The organism is Arenimonas oryziterrae DSM 21050 = YC6267 (genome assembly GCF_000420545.1).
Lineage (GTDB): Bacteria > Pseudomonadota > Gammaproteobacteria > Xanthomonadales > Xanthomonadaceae > Arenimonas > Arenimonas oryziterrae.
Genome location: NZ_ATVD01000001.1, coordinates 906628 through 923360, shown reverse-complemented (window position 1 = coordinate 923360; position 16733 = coordinate 906628). Strand labels below are relative to the sequence as shown.

Genomic DNA, 16733 nt, shown 5'->3' with positions numbered 1-16733 from the left:
GTCCTGCCGAAGTGATCCCCATGCGCCTCGCCCTTCTTCTCGCCCTGCAACTCCTCCTGTCTTTCGCGCCCGTGCCCGCGCGCGCCGCCGACTATTCCCCCACGCCTGCCGACTTCGCGGAGATCGATCGCCTCACCGGCGACTACTATCACGCTCTGGATACCGGAAACTATCGCGCCGCGTACGCGATGCAGACGCCCGGCCTGAAAGCGATGATGAGCTTCGCGCAGTTCGAGGCGATGAACCGGGACGGCGCGGCTGGACGCGGACCGGTGAAGGCGCGCACGCGCACGGGCGTTACCTGGTATCTCGATCCGCCGAATGCGCAGGCGCCGGGGTTGTATGTCGCGGTCGACTTTGTCGCGCAGCATGTGACGGTCGTCGATGCGAAGGAATACCTGGTCTGGTATCGCGCGCCGGGAGAGACGTCGTTCCAGCTGATGCGTCATGAGCAGACCGCCGACCTGCAGCCGGCGTCCGGGCCCCCGGAGCCTGCGCCGGCTCCGCTACCGGAGAGCCGCGGCAATTCAATTGGCTACACCTCGGTCCGCGAAGCGCGGGCGGCGTTGTCGGCGCGCACGGATGTCACGTTGCGGCCGATGGAGGGTGGCTGGTTCGTCGTCGTTGTGCCGTCGGAGAACGCGATCTGGTCGTTCACGCCACCAGGTCATGCGGCCTATCCCGCGGCAGTGAAGCGCTACACCGTCGAGAGCAACGGCGCTGTGTCGCTGGGCATGTCCGCGCTGTGCGAAGCCAGCAAGGCCGCCTGCGACGATCTGATGCGCCAGTTCCAGGAAATGAATGCGGCGATTGCCCGGCAGATGCAGGGCGGAAAGGGTGGTGAGGATGCCGCCCCGGCCGAGACATCCGAAACGCATTGACGCCGTCGAAGGTAGTCGGGATGCTCGTCGTGGACGGTCTTCGGAGCCATGCCTTGCCATGAGAAAGCTGATCCATCCCGCATTGCTTCTGGTCTTGGCGGCCACGTCCGCTTACGCCGATCTTCCGCCGCCGCACGACGGATCCTATTGGGTGTCCGCGCTTCGGGACCCCGCCCGTCGCGACGAAGCCCTGTGTGCCCTGATCCTGCGCGGCGACGTCGTTGGCGAGCCGGCATATCGAGAAACCGTTCCCAACATCGGCTGCCGCGTCACGGGCACGTTCGATAACACCGCGCAGCCCAACGGCGTGATGGGTGTCTTCCTCGGCTCCCGCTGGTCGGAGGAAGAGCGGGAAGATAAACAACCCGGCGGTCACTTTCTGCTGTTCGATGCGGCGGGACGCAGGGTGCCGGTGTTCGAACGATCCAATTCGCTGGATGCGAGCGATGCGGTCATCCCATACCAGTCCAGCGGCGCACTCGCGGTGGTGCAGAAGATCGGCTACAGCACACGTTCCGATTGGGACGTCGATGGCATTTATGTCGTGCCCGCGACCACCGACCAGCGGCCAATCCTGGCAATTCTGGTCGGTGCGCCCCGGAAGCAAGAGGGCGCGCCTGCCCCGGTGGAATGGAGCTGGCGCGCGCGCGATCTGGATGGCGACGGCACGCCGGAAATCCAGATCGGGCCGCTGGTGAACAGCGTTCTGATTCCGAAAGCCGTCTTTCGCTATTCGTCCGAGTCGCACAACTATGAAGGGCCGACGGGATCGCTGGATGGCGATTTTTACGTGCTGCCCGCGTCCTCGGAGAAAAGCCGATGGGACTGGATAACGAAGTTCGAGCAAGCGCACATGCCCACCAAAAATCTCCCGTTGCCTTCGTCAGACGCATCGCCAGGCGAGAGCCTGAGAGAACTCGGCGCCCGCTTCAGCGCCGCGCGTGAGGCGGGCGACTATGAGCTCGCGGATGCGTTGGTGATGACCATGGCCAAACGCATGGGCCACCGGTTCATGTCCAATGAAACCGAGGACATGGCGTCTTACTGGGTCTTCGAACGGGGAAACTGCAATCTCGACTTCCTCCCGCAGGACAAGCAAACGTTGTTCCTGCGGCACAATCGGACGCTCACGGAGGGCATCGAGGTCTGCGAAATCGCCGAGTTGCCGGCGGATGCGAAGGAAGAAACAAAGCGGCGAATGACACAGCTGATCGACAGCCGCGTCAGCGTGGTCGGCTATGAGCGAACGGATGTCTACGACCAGTTCGCGCGTCAGCGAACGATCAATACACGTGCGCTGGAATTGCTCGCGGACTTTGGCCTGGCGGATGATCGCTTTGAACGCGACGGAGACAGCGCACTGATCGAACAGATCCGCGCTGGCCGCGTCGACAACGTCCGCCGGCTGCTGGAGGCCGGTTACGACGTGAACCTGGGTACGCCGCGGATCTGGCAGCGAACCCAGGTCGAGTCGCCCGACACTGCGCCCTTCCTGCCCCCACCCGTACTGCCTTTGCAGGCGGTGAAAGACTCGCTCGCCGAGCGGGGTGAGCAGGCACTGGAGGTCGCCAAGATACTGCTCGAACAGGGGGCAAATCCGTATCGCCTGAGGTGGGCGCCGCACTACGCTCGCGAGGTCGCCGCCGACCCGACGCTGCAGGCGCGGTTGGACGCCTTGCTTGCGGCTGCAGAGAAGACGCATAACCCGATCAGCTCGGAATTTCGCGGCTACCTCGTGGAATGGTATCCCGATGGCGAAACGGTTTATGCGCGTTTCGCAGTTGGCAATGGTTCGGACAAGACCTTCGCGCTACCAGCGTGGGCCGAAGGCGGCGACTATCTGCTCGGCAGTCTGGATATGGAATCCCATTTCGAGACCCGGATGCGCAGGGGCACCCAGTGGAGTAGCAACCGGATCATCGAGCACGGCTGGTCGCCGTCGACGCGTCTGGAGATCAAGCCGGGCGAGAGCCGCGAGGTTCTGTATCCGCTAGGCTCGTACGACTACCTTCAGAATTACGAAGGACGGCTTCACCGTCTGTGGATCAACAACTATCCCGGCGCGATCTATTCGGAACCGTTCCTCATGCATGACCCGCGCTATCCAGTAGCTAGGAAAGAGAGAACCTCCGAGCGTGACTGGTATGGACTACGCGCGCGCAAGGTAAAAACGGACGCCGAGTAGTATTGCGAAATGGCACACCGAAAGCAGGGTCAGAGTAGTTTTTGGTTTTAGGGGTCAGAGTAGTATTTCGAATTGGCACTCTGACCCCAGTTTTACGCCGGCTGTTTCCCATACGTCCAACGACGCCACAGCGCTTCCATCGGCCCTTGCTCATGCCGCGCAAGCCACCAGCGCGAGAACACCACTTGGGCGACAAACAGCAAGACGGCGTACCCGTAGAAACCCCAGATCGGCAGTCGCCCCACCAGTCCAAAACCCACACCGTAGAACAGCACCACGCCCAGCACCGACTGCGTGAGGTAATTGGTCAGCGCCATGCGCCCGGGCGCGCTGAACACGCCCAGCCAGCGTGAGGCCCACGGCCAGGCAAGCGCGAACGCCGCGGCATAGGCCATGCCGAGCGGCATCGTGCCGATGAGCGCTGGCCAGTCGGCTTGGCCTTGCCCGGGGCGAAATGCGTAGGCCAGCGATGCCGGTACGCCGATCAGCAAGCCGCCGATCGCTACGCGCTGCAACAACGCGCGGTTCGCCAACAAACTTCCATCGGTCAAGCCGCGACCGGCTGCCATGCCGATCAGCATGATGCCGAGCACCTTCGGGATGCGCCACGTCTCGAGCCGCAGCCCCAGGCTGTAAGCGGGACCGCTGCTTATCCAGGCGAACCAGCCGCGCCAATCCTCGCGCTGCATCCAGGCCAGGATCTGCTCCGGTGCGGTGTTCACGCCCTGCGCTTGGGCGATGTCATTGCTCAGGGAATAGAAAACGTCCTGCGGTTTCCAGCCCAGCGCGTCGAACAACGCGATGCCCGCGAACGGCACCACGAACACGAGCACCAGCCCCGTCCACACCAGGGCCCGCGACGACCAGCGATGGAACAGCGGCAGCAGCAAGCCCAGCAGCGCGTACAAAAGCAGAATGTCGCCGTCCCAGATCAGGAAGTTGTGCACGACACCGATCGCCAGCAACACCAGGGCGCGACGGCGGTAGATTCGCAGTCCGTCCTGCCCGCGACGCAGCAGGCGCTCGAGTTGCAGCGCAAACCCGGCGCCGAACAGGAACGAGAAGATCGTGTAGAACTTGCCGTCCACGAACAGATGGTGGAAGCGGTATTGCCATAGATCTCCCGAGGCGCCACCCCAGGCGATCCGTTGTTCGTCGGTCACCATGCCCCAGCCCGACCAGTAAAGAATATTGGCGAGCAGGATGCCGAACAGCGCAAACCCGCGCAGCGCATCCACCACGTCCAGGCGCTCCTCGCGGGCGAGCGGACTTCCCTGCATCGTTGCCATACGGTTCCCCACCGATAAGCTGGCTGGAAGACTAGCGCATGCGTGCCGCGAAAGCCCCCGTCCGGGAATCCTCAAAGGGGGTCAGAGTAGTATTTCGCAATCGCGGACGGATTCTGGTCCTCCTGAAACAGTTCTGCACCGAGGAAACAGCGGATGCGCGTTCTCACCACGATCATCGTTCTACTGTTTTCCGGACTCTGCGCCTCCTGCGGCACGCCGCCGGCCCCGCAGGTCGGCGTTTGCAGCGTAAAGCCCAACGACGCACAAGCCGTCGATCTGGATGTGGCCGCCGCGCATCGCCGCACGCCCTTGCCGGTGATCACCTATCCGTTCGGCACCGAGATTGAGGGAGATTGGGGCTTCAACTTGACACTAAGAATAGATGCGTCGGGTCGGGTCGCCTGCTACGGAGATCGCGACCGCCTCGATCGAGTCCAGGTGCTCACTCCCAGGCAGCGTGCCGTGATCGGCACGCTGAAAGACTGGCGCTACCAGCCCTTCGAACAAGAGGGCAAAGCGGTCCCTGCCGTTGTCGTTGAGCAGATCGCGGAAGTCGAGGCGGTGGAGAAGCACGTTCCTCTTCCGCAGGTACCTCTGGATCAGGTCGTGATCGCGTTGAGCCGGAGCGGCTGTTATGGAACCTGCCCGATCTACCAGGTCGAGATTCATGGCGATGGCCGCGTGGTCTACCAGGGCGACGACTTCGTGGATGTCCGCGGAACCCATGCCTACCGCGTGCCCGTCGAAGAAGTCAGGCGTCTCGTCGACAGCCTGCGGGAAAAGGATATCTGGTCCCTGCGCGAGAGCTATCGCGGCGGCTGGACCGACCATCCAACTTATAAACTGACGATGACCCTGGGCGACCAGAAAAAAGAGCTCGTCGACTACATTGGCCAGCGCAAGGGTATGCCCCCGGCCGCGAGCGAGTTCGAGCGCGAGGTAGACAAGGTCGCGCGCTCGGCGATGTGGATCAACCTGTCAGGCGACGCCATCGCGACGTTACGCGCGGAGGGATTCGATTTCCATGCGCAGGAGGCCGCCGATATCCTGGCCCGCGCGTCGGAGAACCCCTACTCGACGGATGATGAGGCTAAGCGTGAGTTGCTGGAGCTGCAGAAGTCGGTGATCCAGGGGTCGGCGGAGAAGACTAAAATTGGTTCGGAGTAGTGCTTCGACATGGCACCCTTCTCCCAGTTTAATTTCTTCATCTTCTTTGGATAGGCCATGCAACGACGTCTGCAGCCAGTTGTCGAAGAGACGGAGAAGTTTCACGTTGAAGTGGAGACGCTCTGGGCGAATCTGCCGCAACCAGCTTCTCGTCGTTCCATGGTCGTCCATGGCTATTGCCTGTTGGTCAGACAACATGTATTCGGCCAGGTTGTTCTTGCGCGAGCTGGGTTGGACGTCCCAGCCACGACTTTGGTTCGACCTGCCTTTGAGTCGCTCGTTCGCGCTATCTGGTGCAGTCGAGCAGCAAATGAAAGCTGGATTGCTAGGTTCGTCACTCCCAACCCCGACGCGGTGCAGTCCGATGGCGAGACTGAAATGGGCCCGAACGTACAAAGAATGTTGGATCAAATAGAAGCAAAAGAACCCAGTCATATCCACCAATCTCTTCTCGAGCTGAAACGGGAGACATGGAGAGCCATGCATTCATTCGTCCACGGGGGCATTCGACCTGTCATTCAAAGTCTGGCTAGATTCCCAGAGCATGAAGTTGCTGGAGTGATAATGAATGCAAATCTGATGCTCGTGGTTGCCACCAATCTCGTACGGATGAATTCTGGGGTTCCGTCGCCTCAGCTGCCGGCACTGCAAATGAGGTATGCGGGCTGTCTGCCTCCCTCCTCGCGGAGGCCGGAGTCAGATTAAAGAGGTGGAGTCAGCAAGAATGGTGAAGACTGGGTCAAAGCCCTATTTCGTAATGGCACTCGGACCCCGGTTTTTTTTGAATGGCACACTGACCCTGGTTTTCGCCCAAGGAAACAACATTGAAGAACGCTTTCCCTCTGCTGATCCTGCTCGCCGCCACGCAAGTCGCAAGCGCCTGCGAAAACTCCTTGCCCTTGTCTGGCTCCGCCAACGTCCCGGTCTGCGAGCGCGAGGGACCCGGTTGCCGCTCGGCGACCGAGGTGCTCTACGAGTACACGCAGGCGCAGCCGGATGATCCGCTCACCTTTGGAATCGCGTTGCAGAGCAGTCCTTGGCGCATGTATGGCGCGGATTTGCGCATCCTGACGGTGGCAGAGCTCGCCGGCATGCTGCGCCCGCAGCTGGAGCCGAAACACAAGCGGGTCGAGCTGCACGGGTCGTGGACCGGGGTGGCGCCTTCGACGACAACGCCCTCGCTCGCCACGCAGCTGTCGCGGCAGCTCAAGGGATTCCCGGTGACCGGCATGGATGGTTTTCTCTGGATGGACAGCAAGGGCGGCATGCGTACGACGCGGCAGGCGTTCACGGTGCGCCGTGGCGCCGGGCGCTACTTCGTGCCTACCGGCAAGGAAGTCCTGGTGCCGTTGACCGTCGGGTGGGCGGCCGGCCTGGAAGATCGCTTCGGTCCGGAAGATGCCGAGATGATGTTGCTCGCCGGTGTCGGCAACGACGTTTTTCTCCTGTGCCCGGATGGCGCACTCGCCGACTTCGAAGCCGGCGCGAAGATGGGTAGCGCCATCGCCGCCTACAACGCCGCCCAGGTCAGGCTGAGTCGCAATCAGGCCGGCGATCGTGCAGCTGCGCTTGCCTTGCTGGAGCGGGCAAAAGCGCTGGGCGATGCCAAGGCGGCGGCACAATTGCAGGGGTTGCGGCGGGTGCCGGCGAAGAAGTAACGGTCGAAATTTCGCGGTCAGAACAGTTTTTCGAAATGGCACTCTGACCCTGGTTTTCTTCGGCTATCGCCGCGGCCGTCCAGGTCCCGGCGGCCCGTCGCGCGGCGGCCCCATCGACTGGCGAATCGCCTGTTGTGTCTGCGGCAAGACCGTACCGGCATAGCAGCCGAGTACATAGGGATATTCCTCGGTCAGCCGGTACGCATAGTCGTAGCGGCGGCCGTCGACCGTCACCGTTTCCGCGCGGCCATGGCAGGCGTCGAGATCGGCATTGGTGAGGAGCACGCCCTTGGCGTCGCGCTTGCCAAGAATCGGATAGCCGTCCAGGGCCCAGCCCACCGCGACATTTGCATTGGCACCGGGCAAGCAGGGCGAGGCGCTGTGATAGTGGTATTGGCCCTTGCCTTGCGGATGTCCGTCGCACAGGTCCTGCACTTCATGCGCGGCGGCATCGCGACCGGCCGCGTCCAGTGCGTTGTAGAGCGCGACGCCGGTGGTGGTGTAACCGATCATGCCCATCGGCAGGCAGCCCGGCTGCGCCGCACGTGCCGGCACGCGTGGAATGTCGAAAGACAGCGACTGCTCGGCGATCGCATTGGGATTGGTGTCGTATTGATACACCGGGTCACGCGGAGAAATCGGGAAGGTGCCGGTCGGTTGGCCGACGGGCAGGCCATTGCTCCGGATCGACACGGCATCGGCGCCCGCGCGAATGGTCAGCGCGGCCTGCGGCCACATCACGCGGCCGGCGACGTGGGGTTTTTCCAGCGGGTTCCAGGTATCGCCATGAAACCAGTCGCCGACATGGCGCGCGCCGCCGCCACGGAACGTGGTCTGGCAGGCAAACACGTTGCCGCGAAGGGGCGCCTGGCTGATATGGCCATCGCCGACGGGCAGCTCATGGGCGCCGGCGGCGAGCGCGGTCAGGCTCGTCGCGGCGGTCAGGACAATCGTGAATATGGCTCTGCCGAAGTTCATGCCGCTCTTCCCCTGTCTGCACCGCGTTGAGAAACCACAACGTTGCCCAAGGCGGCAGGTTGACCGCGCGTGGGAGAAGCCGGAGTGAAAGGCGTCGGTGTAGGGTTTCATCGGTCTGGAAGGCCGCTGCTTGCGACCCGCGCCGCGGCGCTAAAATGTCGGTGGGCACGGCCGTCGGAGGCGATCATGTGGAAGCGGATAGTCGGCTACGGCGCGCTGCTGGCGGCGGGCACGCTCGCCCTGCAGTGGCTCGACTATCAGCGCCTGGCGCGCACGCATTCGACCGACATCACACTGTTCCTGATTGCCGTGGCCTTCCTGGTGCTGGGCATTGTGCTGGGCGTGCGGGTCTTCGCCGCGCCGGCACCGGCGGCCTTCGATGGCAACCCGAAAGCGCTGGAGGCGCTAGGCCTGAGCGAGCGCGAGCTCGAGGTCCTGCAGGAGCTGGCCGCCGGTCATTCCAACAAGGAGATCGCGGCGCGCCTACACGTGTCGCCGAACACGGTGAAGACGCATATCGCGCGCGTGTTCGAGAAACTCGAGGCGAAGCGGCGCACCGACGCGATCCGCCGGGCACGCGAGCTCGGCATCGTGCCCTGAGGCCGCGGATTCGGGGTGATTGCGGCAAAATCACCCGTTCGGGCGATTGCCCGACGGGGTCCGATCGCGGTCAATGGCGGCTCCCAACCTCCTGAGGAGATTCACCATGTGGCGCACCATCCTGAAGTTCGGCCTGATCGCGGGTCTGGTCGTCGGCGGATTCGAGATTCTGACCTTCACCGCCTTCAGCGGCCTGCCGCCGCTGAAGTACGGCATGGTCATCGGTTACACGACCATGCTGATCGCGCTCAGTGCGGTCTTCGTGGGCATCAAGCGGCACCGGGATGTGGACCGGGGCGGGGTGATCGGGTTCTGGCGGGCGCTCGGCGTCGGTCTGGGCGTGAGTTTCATCGCCGGGATTTTCTACGTGGTCGCCTGGGAAATCGTGCAGGCCATCACCCACATGGACTTCGCCAGCAGCTACGCGCAGGCGATCATCGCGAGCGAAAAGGCGAACGGCGCGAGCGCCGAGGCTATCGCGAAACTGACTGCAGAACTGGATGCCTTCAAGGTCCAATACGCGGATCCGATGTTCCGCCTGCCGATGACTTTCGTCGAAATCTTCCCGGTCGGCGTGCTGGTGTCGCTGGTTTCGGCAGGACTGTTGTGCAATCCGCGGATTTTGCCCGCGCGGCGGGGATAAACCGCGCGATGCGTGATGTGGAAGGAAGTGCGGCGACCTTCGCGTATTCTCGTCTCTATTCGCCTACCTACCGACGGCCATGAGCACGCCAAACCACCGCTGGATTCCGGGCGAGGGCATCGACACCGATGCTCTCGCGCGTCTGAGGGCTCATTTTCGCCGGCCCAAGGAGGCCATGGGTGAGGCGTGGTTCACGAGTGAAGAGAGGAGGATGTTCGACGAGCTCCTACCCGGCGTGGCCAACCTGTCTATTACAGAACTGAGGCCTCCGCTCGAAGAAATCATCAGCGGCACCAGCTCGTTCGGCCCGCAGCCGGAGTGGACGCAGTGGTACCACTATCTGTTGGCTGAGCTGTTGCCGCGTGGCCACGAAAGCGACTACGAATCTCTCTTCGAATACCTGGCATCGGGATTCTTCGTCACCTATCCGGGACAGATTGCAGAGCCCTATCCGGGGTACCGCGACGATGTCTTCGCGACGATGGGCCGTTACCTCATGGGTGCGGAACGCTGGAGTGAATCACAGCGCCTTGCCGGTGAAATCCTGCTTCGCCCCGGTGCCCATCAAGACGGTCGTTGGGCCTGGACCCTACTCAGTCGCGAGTTTTCCGCGGCAGCCTTTTTTTGCGCGAAATACCTGCTGCCCGAGGAGATCGGGCCTTGGATGAAGTCGATGCTGACGATCGACTCCGCACATTGGAATGCTCAGGTGATGCAATGGCTGTACGGCGCGCATGGCATGCTCATCGGCGATGTGGTGAGCCCGGTCGGATGGAAATCATCGTCCTGGCCAAACGTGACCTGGGCATGGCACCACGTGTTACGTGGTGACTACAAAACGTCCTATCTGGAACGAAACAAGGCTGGCAGGCCCTTCCTTCCGGCAGAGAATCGCGCCGCCATCCTCCGTGCGGTTGCCGAGACGGTCACCATCGAGCGCTACTTCTCCTGGTTGGATGCCATGAAGAATCATGCCGAGCTGCAGGACGAGCTATTAGGCATTCCCTCCGGGTTTGCCGAGGTCTATCGCATCGGAACGCCTGACTGACCGCCCTGCTTGAAAAGGGTGAAAAGGGGGTCAGAGTAGTATTTACAGGCATCGAAAACGTACTCTGACCCCGGTTTTCCATACCGGGCCAGGGGTCGGGTCCTTCTCAGTCCCAACACAGGCGACGCGGAAAACTGTCGGATACTCTCGGCGGAACCATGACCGTGTCCACCCTCGAAAAACTCGCCATCCTCGCCGATGCCGCCAAATACGATGCGTCCTGCGCGTCGAGCGGCGCGCGCAAGCAGGATTCGCTCGGCAAGGGCGGCGGCATCGGCAGTACCGGCGGCATGGGTATCTGCCATTCGTATACGCCGGACGGCCGCTGCGTATCGCTGCTGAAGATCCTGCTGACCAACTTCTGCGTGTACGACTGCGCCTATTGCGTCAATCGCGTGTCGAGTAATGTGCCGCGGGCCCGCTTCCGGACCGGGGAGGTCGTGGCGCTGACGCTGGACTTCTACAAGCGCAACTACATCGAGGGCCTGTTCCTGTCGAGCGGCATCATCCGCAACGGCGACTACACGATGGAGCAGCTCGTGGAAGTCGCGCGCTGCCTGCGCGAGGATCACCAGTTCCGCGGCTACATCCATCTCAAGACGATTCCCGAGGCCTCGCCCGAACTGCTCGCGCTGGCCGGGCGCTATGCCGATCGCCTCAGCATCAATGTCGAATTGCCCACCGAAGCCGGTCTGCAGCAGCTGGCGCCGCAGAAAGATGCCGGTGGAATCCGCGATGCCATGGGTCAGCTGCGCTGGCGCATCGAGGAAGCCAAGCAGGCGCGACCGAAGCCGGGTGCGAAGCGCCTGGCCCGTGCGCCGACCTTTGCTTCGGCCGGGCAGAGCACGCAGATGATCGTCGGCGCCGACGCCGCCGATGATCGTGATGTACTCGATACCAGCGTGCGACTGTACGGCGACTACCATCTCAAGCGGGTGTACTACTCGGCCTTCAGCCCGATCCCCGACGCCTCGAAAGTCCTGCCGCTGAAATCGCCACCGCTCGTGCGCGAGCACCGCCTGTACCAGGCCGACTGGCTGCTGCGCTTCTACGAATTCGAGGTCGACGAGATCGCGCCACGGGCGGCCGACGGCAGCGCGACCCTGCTCGATCTGGACATCGATCCGAAACTCGCCTGGGCGCTGCGCAATCCGGCCTGCTTCCCGGTCGACCTCAATACCGCGCCACGCGAGACCCTGTTGCGGGTGCCGGGGCTGGGTACACGCAACGTCGACAAGATCCTGAGCGCGCGCGGCCACCGGCGCCTGCGTCTGGACGATCTCGCGCGACTGCGCGCGCCGGTGAAGAAGATGCTGCCCTTCGTCCAGTTGCCCGACCATCACCCGCACGGCGCCCTGGATCGCCCGGATCGGCTGCGCACGTTGCTCGCGCCGCCGCCCCGGCAGGCCGGGCTGTTCGACTGAGCCCGCGCATGTACCTCGCCCGCGTGGATCCGCCGTGGAGTTTCACCGCCTGGCGTGAGCAGGCACGCAAGGCGCTCGGCGCCGGCATCGCACCGGACCAGTTGTCCTGGGGCGATGCCAACGACGGCGATTTGTTCGGCAGCGAGTTGGTGGACAGTTTGCCGGTGCCCGCGCGTACCCCGTCCGTGTCTGCCGAGTTTCTGGGATTGGCCGCCGGCGTCATCGCGCACCGCGAGCCGCAGCGTCACGCGTTGTTGTACCGCCTGCTGTGGCGCTTGACGCATGGGGAGAAGCGTCTGCTGTCCGACCCGATCGACGCAGACGTGCATCGGGCGCGCACGCTCGCGAAAACCATCGGACGCGATCTGCACAAGATGAAGGCTTTCGTGCGCTTTCGCGCGGTGCCGGGAACGACGGACGATTTCGTTGCCTGGTTCGAGCCCGAGCACCACATCCTCGACCTCGTCGTGCCGTTCTTCGTGCGCCGTTTCGCCGGCATGCGCTGGGCGATCCTCACGCCCTACCGCAGCGCGGTGTGGGACGGCGATGCGCTGGCGATGGGCGAGGGCGGACTGCGCTCGGACGCGCCCGCCGAGGATGCGAGCGAGACGATGTGGCAGACCTACTACGCAAACATTTTCAATCCGGCACGGCTGAACCCGCGCATGATGCGGCAGGAGATGCCGCAGAAATACTGGAAGCATCTGCCGGAAACGCACCGCCTGCCCGAGATGATCCGCAACGCCGGCGTGCGCGTGCGGGAGATGGCTGAGCGCGATGCGCAGGCACCGGCGAAGCCGCGCATGGTGGAGCGCGCGATAGCGGCGACGAAGCAAAAAAAGGGGTCAGAGTAGAATTTCGGCCAGGCCCTGCGGCGCTGACGCGCCGTACACAGGTGCTTGCCTATCGTGCCGCCCGGTCAAACCCGGACACGAGCGGATCCGCCATGGAATTTCCCACGAATTTCGTCAGGCTCGTCTATGCGAGCCGGGCCACCTTTCCCGCGAGCCAGGACGCGCTCAGCCTGAATTCCGACGTCGCGCGGATACTGATGCAGTCGCGCCGGAACAATCCGGCGAATGGACTCGTGGGCGCCTTGTACTTCGGCGACGGCTGCTTCTTCCAGTGCCTCGAAGGCCCCGCAGACGCGGTCGACGCGCTCTACGCCCGACTGCCCGCAGACCCACGCCATCGCGACTTGACGGTGCTCAGCCGCGAACCCATCCGACAACCGGCCTTCTCCGGGTGGTCGATGAAGTACGTGCCCAATGCGTCCGTGGTTCGTGAGCTGCTCGACCGGCACGGACAGAATGTGTTCGATCCGTATCGATTCACGCCGGCGATGATGACCGACATGATCGGTCTGTTGCTGAGCGGGCGCGACGCCCAGGTCAGCGACCGCCAGGACAGGGCGAGTCCCGCCGGCGGCGAAGACGCGCTGGCCATCGCGCATCGGGCGCGAACGCTTGCGACCCTGGCGCTGGTCGGATCGGTCGTCGCGCTGGCTGTGGCGATCGTGCTTTAGATCCAGGGCGGGGTGGCATCAGCGTTCACTGAAACGGTACTCTGATCGCCGGTTTCGTCCTGGACGATTGTCATGGCATTGCAGCTGTACTTCCATCCGTTTTCCTCGTACTGCCAGAAGGTGCTGATCGCGTTGTACGAGAACGCGATCGCGTTCGAGCCGCGGTCCCTCGACGGACGCGACAACCCGGCCATGCGCGAGCTCGCCGAGCTGTGGCCCATCAAGAAATTCCCCGTGCTCGTCGATGGGGAGCGGACGATTTTCGAAGCGACGAGCATCATCGACTACCTCGGCGTGCACCGGCCTGGCCCGGTGCGCCTGATTCCCGAGAACGCGGACGCCGCGCTGGACGTGCGCATGCTCGACCGGTTCTTCGACAACTACATCTCGACGCCGCAGCAGCGCATCGTGTTCAACGCGCTGCGTCCGCCCGAGCATCGCAATCCTGCCGACGTGCAGCAAGCACGCGACATGCTCGACACGTCCTACGACTGGCTGGAAAAACGCATGGCCACGCGCGAATGGGCGACGGACGCGGGTTTCAGTCTCGCCGATTGCGCTGCGGCGCCCTTCCTGTTCTACGCCGACTGGACGCATGCGATCGGGCCGTCGCGGCCGAACCTCACCGCCTATCGCCAACGTCTGCTCGCGCGGCCCTCGTTCGCACGCGCGGTGGACGAGGCGCGACCGTACCGGTCGTATTTCCCCCTCGGCGCCCCGGATCGGGACTGAGTCCGACCTAGCGGGCGACCTGCACGCCGTCGTGGTATTCGCACACGATCGTGCGGTCGGGCGGATAGTTTTTCTCGGCGACCGGCGTCAGCTGCGCCTGCACGCACAACCATTGCGCGCCGACGCGCAGATAGGTGTCGGTGTAGCAGGTCATGCCGGTGACGCCGTGGCGGACCCATTTCGTCGCCGCGCGCACCAGGGCGACGTCGCCGTACACGGCGATGTTCTCGTCGCGCATGTCCCAATAGGTGATGACTGCCGGATCGAAGGCCGACGCCCATTCCAGCAGATAGGCCGCGCGGTCCTGACGTGCGCCGGTCGTGCCGATCTCGATGAAGTCCGGATGCAGGATCGTCGAATGGCCGGCAGCGTCGTTCGTGACGAAGTTGTGGATGAAGCGCGCATTCAAGGCGCGCAAGGTGGCGAGATCGGTCTCGTGGGGCGACATGGGTGGGCTCCGGTCCGGGCGCAGTAAACGGCCCGCTGGACGCCATTTTCCGCCCGGCCGATGGGGACCGCTCGCCGTTTTCGGACATGATCGCCCCGGGCCCGGGATGCACGGTCCACTTGCCCCGTGAGCAGCACCGAACAAGTCGCCGACCGGTGTGCGATCGCAGGTCGGCGCTCGCTAAGCTTGGTCCGCCCCCCGGGTGAACGAAGGCACGGGCCCCCGCCCGTGTCTTCGTTCTTTCTCAATCACAGAAAGGATTCTCGATGTCCCGTATTGCCAACCTGCTCGGCTCGGCCGCGCTCGTCATCGCTGTCGCCGCGTTCGCCGCCCCCGTCGACGCCAAGTCCAACACCGCTGGTCCGGCCAAACAGGTCGGCGGCGGCAAGTCGATCCAGCTCGCCACGTCCTGCAAGGACCCGTGGTACACGATGAGCGGCATCCAGTACCTGACCTGCCTGTTCTCGGGTCAGATGCAGAAGTAAGACGCTTGCGGCACCCGGGCGTCGAGGAGGGCGGGGTATCGCCTTCTTCGGCGCCTTCTTATTGCCTGAGTTCTGCCAATATCTGGGCTAACAACTCCGGCCGTCGGTCCACCATGCTCACCCGCGAAAAACATGCTGCACTGGAATCAGAAATCGCGAGCCTCATCGGAAAGATGGTCTTGGTCATGTCTCGCTTTGAGATCAACCTCAACCTCAGTCTCCGAGGACTTCTCAAGGAAAAGCTTGGAGAAGACAGCGAGATTCAGGTGTCAAACATGAATCTGAAAGACCGGATCGATCGATGGCGAAAAGAAGTTGCGACGAATTTCGCGGATGACCGAGAGCTGATCGCTAGCTTGGATGCGTGGCACGTGACCATGACCCCGATTCGAGAGAAGCGGAATCGCTTTATTCACGGCTATTGGATTGTCGATGGCAAGGAAAACGAAGTCGTCAATCTGACGATGTCGATTCCTGGATCGCCCGAGACAGATGAGATCCGGCTTTCGTTGGATGACTTGCGGTCAGAAGTACAAAAAATAGAAGACGCGGTTGACGAGTTCTTTCGTCTGCGGCGCAAATGGAGTTTCTGAGATCCTCAGAAGGAAGCCGATCCATCGTCGCCGTCGCAACAGATGTTTTTCCTCAGAAACCTCTCAACATCCGCCAGCAACACCGTCTGATAGCCCGCGCGATCGAAGCCCGGCGGATCCTGCGAGGGTGGGAAATCCGGGCGCACCATCTCGTCGGGAAACGGGGTCTGGAACGAGAAATGACCGGCGTTCGCCACGATCCGGTGATCGATGCGCGTGCGGTCGATATCGCGATGCACCAGGTCGCCGTGCCAGGCGGGGGTGATGTCGTCGCGGTCGCCAGTGCGCATGAGGATCGGCACCGTCACGTTCGCGAGTGAGCCTTCCGGCAGATACCAGGGCGTCGCCGGCGAGAACAGCACGAGAGCGTGCACGCGCGGATCGGCGGTCACGGCGATCGGTTGCGGTTTGCCATCGGGCGATTCCTGCGGTCCGCACCAGGGTTTGCCGCCCGCCGCGGCGAGCACGGTGTAGCCACCGAGGGATTCGCCGATGAGTCCCGCGCGCCCGGGCGCGATCGCTGCGCCGAGATCGGGATCGGCGAAGGCCGCATCGAGCGCGAGCGACACGTGGCGCGGCCGGTTCTGGAGATTCGCCGCCGTCCCGGCCAGCCGGTTGTCGCCGCGCGTATTGCCGACGTGTTCGACCAGCGCCACGACGAAACCGGATCGCGCCAGATGCTTCGCGAGGCCGCGATGTGTCAGCGGCGTGCTGCCGTTGCCATGCGAAAACAGCACCAGCGGCAGGTTCGTGCCGGTGACCGGCGCGTCCATCGCCAATTCGAGCGGGTAGGGGCCGAAACGATGCGGCGACACTGGCGCGCTCGTCGGATACAACAGGGTCAGCGGCAAGGCCACGCCCTGCGTCGCGTCCGCGACCTGTCGCCGTCGGCAACCCACGTGGAAACTCATGCTGGCCTGTCTGCCTTGTCGTCCCCGGACGGCCGGGCGATTCGATCCGGGCCGCATCGCGATCTTCATAGCAAGAATCAGTGCGCTGCACTACTGCCGGCGCGCGGCGGCGGCCTGCGGCCATTGGGTGCCCGGCCTCGGAAGCACGCATGAAATAGCCGCTGGC

At 63.5% G+C, this 16733-nt stretch carries 17 protein-coding genes and 1 pseudogene; 14 read left to right on the top strand and 4 right to left on the bottom strand.

Going from position 1 to position 16733, the window contains the following annotated elements; translation table 11 throughout:
* Positions 1-20: 20 nt before the first annotated feature.
* Together G467_RS17365 and G467_RS0104595 are read left to right on the top strand one after the other, a co-directional pair.
* A complete protein-coding gene (locus G467_RS17365; protein WP_022968560.1) occupies positions 21-881 on the top strand; it encodes a DUF4019 domain-containing protein in 861 nt (286 codons plus the stop codon).
* 58 nt (positions 882-939) lie between these two features.
* Positions 940-3066 carry an ankyrin repeat domain-containing protein gene (locus tag G467_RS0104595; protein ID WP_026802355.1) on the top strand — a complete coding sequence of 709 codons (2127 nt, stop codon included), beginning with the start codon at positions 940-942 and terminating at the stop codon, positions 3064-3066.
* 92 nt (positions 3067-3158) lie between these two features.
* On the opposite strand, the gene G467_RS0104590 is transcribed toward G467_RS0104595, so the two are convergent.
* Entirely contained in the window at positions 3159-4355 is a 1197-nt protein-coding gene (locus G467_RS0104590; RefSeq protein WP_022968558.1) for a DUF418 domain-containing protein, read from the bottom strand.
* A gap of 153 nt (positions 4356-4508) precedes the next feature.
* Here G467_RS0104590 and G467_RS0104585 point away from each other — a divergent pair, with 153 nt between their 5' ends.
* The 3 genes from G467_RS0104585 (at position 4509) to G467_RS0104580 (ending at position 7180) form a co-directional block, all read left to right on the top strand.
* On the top strand, positions 4509-5522 hold the full coding sequence (locus G467_RS0104585) for a DUF6438 domain-containing protein (protein WP_022968557.1): 1014 nt from the start codon (positions 4509-4511) through the stop codon (positions 5520-5522).
* A 57-nt stretch (positions 5523-5579) separates the two neighbouring features.
* Positions 5580-6227 carry a DUF6988 family protein gene (locus G467_RS18485; RefSeq protein WP_425386818.1) on the top strand — a complete coding sequence of 216 codons (648 nt, stop codon included), beginning with the start codon at positions 5580-5582 and terminating at the stop codon, positions 6225-6227.
* Positions 6228-6421: 194 nt separating this feature from the next.
* On the top strand, positions 6422-7180 hold the full coding sequence (locus G467_RS0104580; protein ID WP_155844824.1) for a hypothetical protein: 759 nt from the start codon (positions 6422-6424) through the stop codon (positions 7178-7180).
* A 63-nt stretch (positions 7181-7243) separates the two neighbouring features.
* On the opposite strand, the gene G467_RS15425 is transcribed toward G467_RS0104580, so the two are convergent.
* Positions 7244-8158, bottom strand: coding sequence for a YHYH protein (locus tag G467_RS15425; protein ID WP_022968555.1), 915 nt, complete (start codon positions 8156-8158; stop codon positions 7244-7246).
* A 186-nt stretch (positions 8159-8344) separates the two neighbouring features.
* On the opposite strand from G467_RS15425, the gene G467_RS18400 reads away from it, so the two are divergent.
* The 7 genes and pseudogenes from G467_RS18400 (at position 8345) to G467_RS0104540 (ending at position 14130) form a co-directional block, all read left to right on the top strand.
* Entirely contained in the window at positions 8345-8758 is a 414-nt protein-coding gene (locus G467_RS18400) for a response regulator transcription factor (RefSeq protein ID WP_022968554.1), read from the top strand.
* A 73-nt stretch (positions 8759-8831) separates the two neighbouring features.
* Positions 8832-9401: a DUF4199 domain-containing protein gene (locus G467_RS0104565; RefSeq protein WP_211214042.1), complete on the top strand. Its 570-nt coding sequence runs from the start codon at positions 8832-8834 to the stop codon at positions 9399-9401.
* A gap of 79 nt (positions 9402-9480) precedes the next feature.
* A complete protein-coding gene (locus tag G467_RS0104560) occupies positions 9481-10449 on the top strand; it encodes a hypothetical protein (RefSeq protein ID WP_022968552.1) in 969 nt (322 codons plus the stop codon).
* 164 nt (positions 10450-10613) lie between these two features.
* Positions 10614-11873 (top strand): putative DNA modification/repair radical SAM protein, encoded by a 1260-nt coding sequence (locus tag G467_RS0104555; protein WP_026802354.1) that lies wholly within the window; start codon positions 10614-10616, stop codon positions 11871-11873.
* A gap of 8 nt (positions 11874-11881) precedes the next feature.
* A pseudogene (locus tag G467_RS15420) lies at positions 11882-12679 on the top strand (TIGR03915 family putative DNA repair protein); the annotation flags it as partial.
* Between the two features lie 140 nt (positions 12680-12819).
* Positions 12820-13398 (top strand): BLUF domain-containing protein, encoded by a 579-nt coding sequence (locus G467_RS0104545; RefSeq protein ID WP_022968549.1) that lies wholly within the window; start codon positions 12820-12822, stop codon positions 13396-13398.
* A gap of 72 nt (positions 13399-13470) precedes the next feature.
* Positions 13471-14130 carry a glutathione S-transferase family protein gene (locus G467_RS0104540; RefSeq protein ID WP_022968548.1) on the top strand — a complete coding sequence of 220 codons (660 nt, stop codon included), beginning with the start codon at positions 13471-13473 and terminating at the stop codon, positions 14128-14130.
* A 7-nt stretch (positions 14131-14137) separates the two neighbouring features.
* Here the strand turns inward: G467_RS0104540 and G467_RS0104535 are convergent, their stop codons facing one another.
* Positions 14138-14578, bottom strand: coding sequence for a nuclear transport factor 2 family protein (locus G467_RS0104535; RefSeq protein ID WP_022968547.1), 441 nt, complete (start codon positions 14576-14578; stop codon positions 14138-14140).
* Between the two features lie 266 nt (positions 14579-14844).
* On the opposite strand from G467_RS0104535, the gene G467_RS0104530 reads away from it, so the two are divergent.
* Both G467_RS0104530 and G467_RS0104525 read left to right on the top strand, forming a co-directional pair.
* Entirely contained in the window at positions 14845-15063 is a 219-nt protein-coding gene (locus tag G467_RS0104530) for a hypothetical protein (protein ID WP_022968546.1), read from the top strand.
* A gap of 113 nt (positions 15064-15176) precedes the next feature.
* Positions 15177-15656, top strand: a complete 480-nt coding sequence (locus G467_RS0104525) for a hypothetical protein (protein WP_022968545.1) — start codon at positions 15177-15179, stop codon at positions 15654-15656.
* A gap of 5 nt (positions 15657-15661) precedes the next feature.
* Here the strand turns inward: G467_RS0104525 and G467_RS15415 are convergent, their stop codons facing one another.
* Positions 15662-16567, bottom strand: coding sequence for an alpha/beta hydrolase family protein (locus G467_RS15415; protein WP_022968544.1), 906 nt, complete (start codon positions 16565-16567; stop codon positions 15662-15664).
* Between the last annotated feature and the right edge of the window lie 166 nt (positions 16568-16733).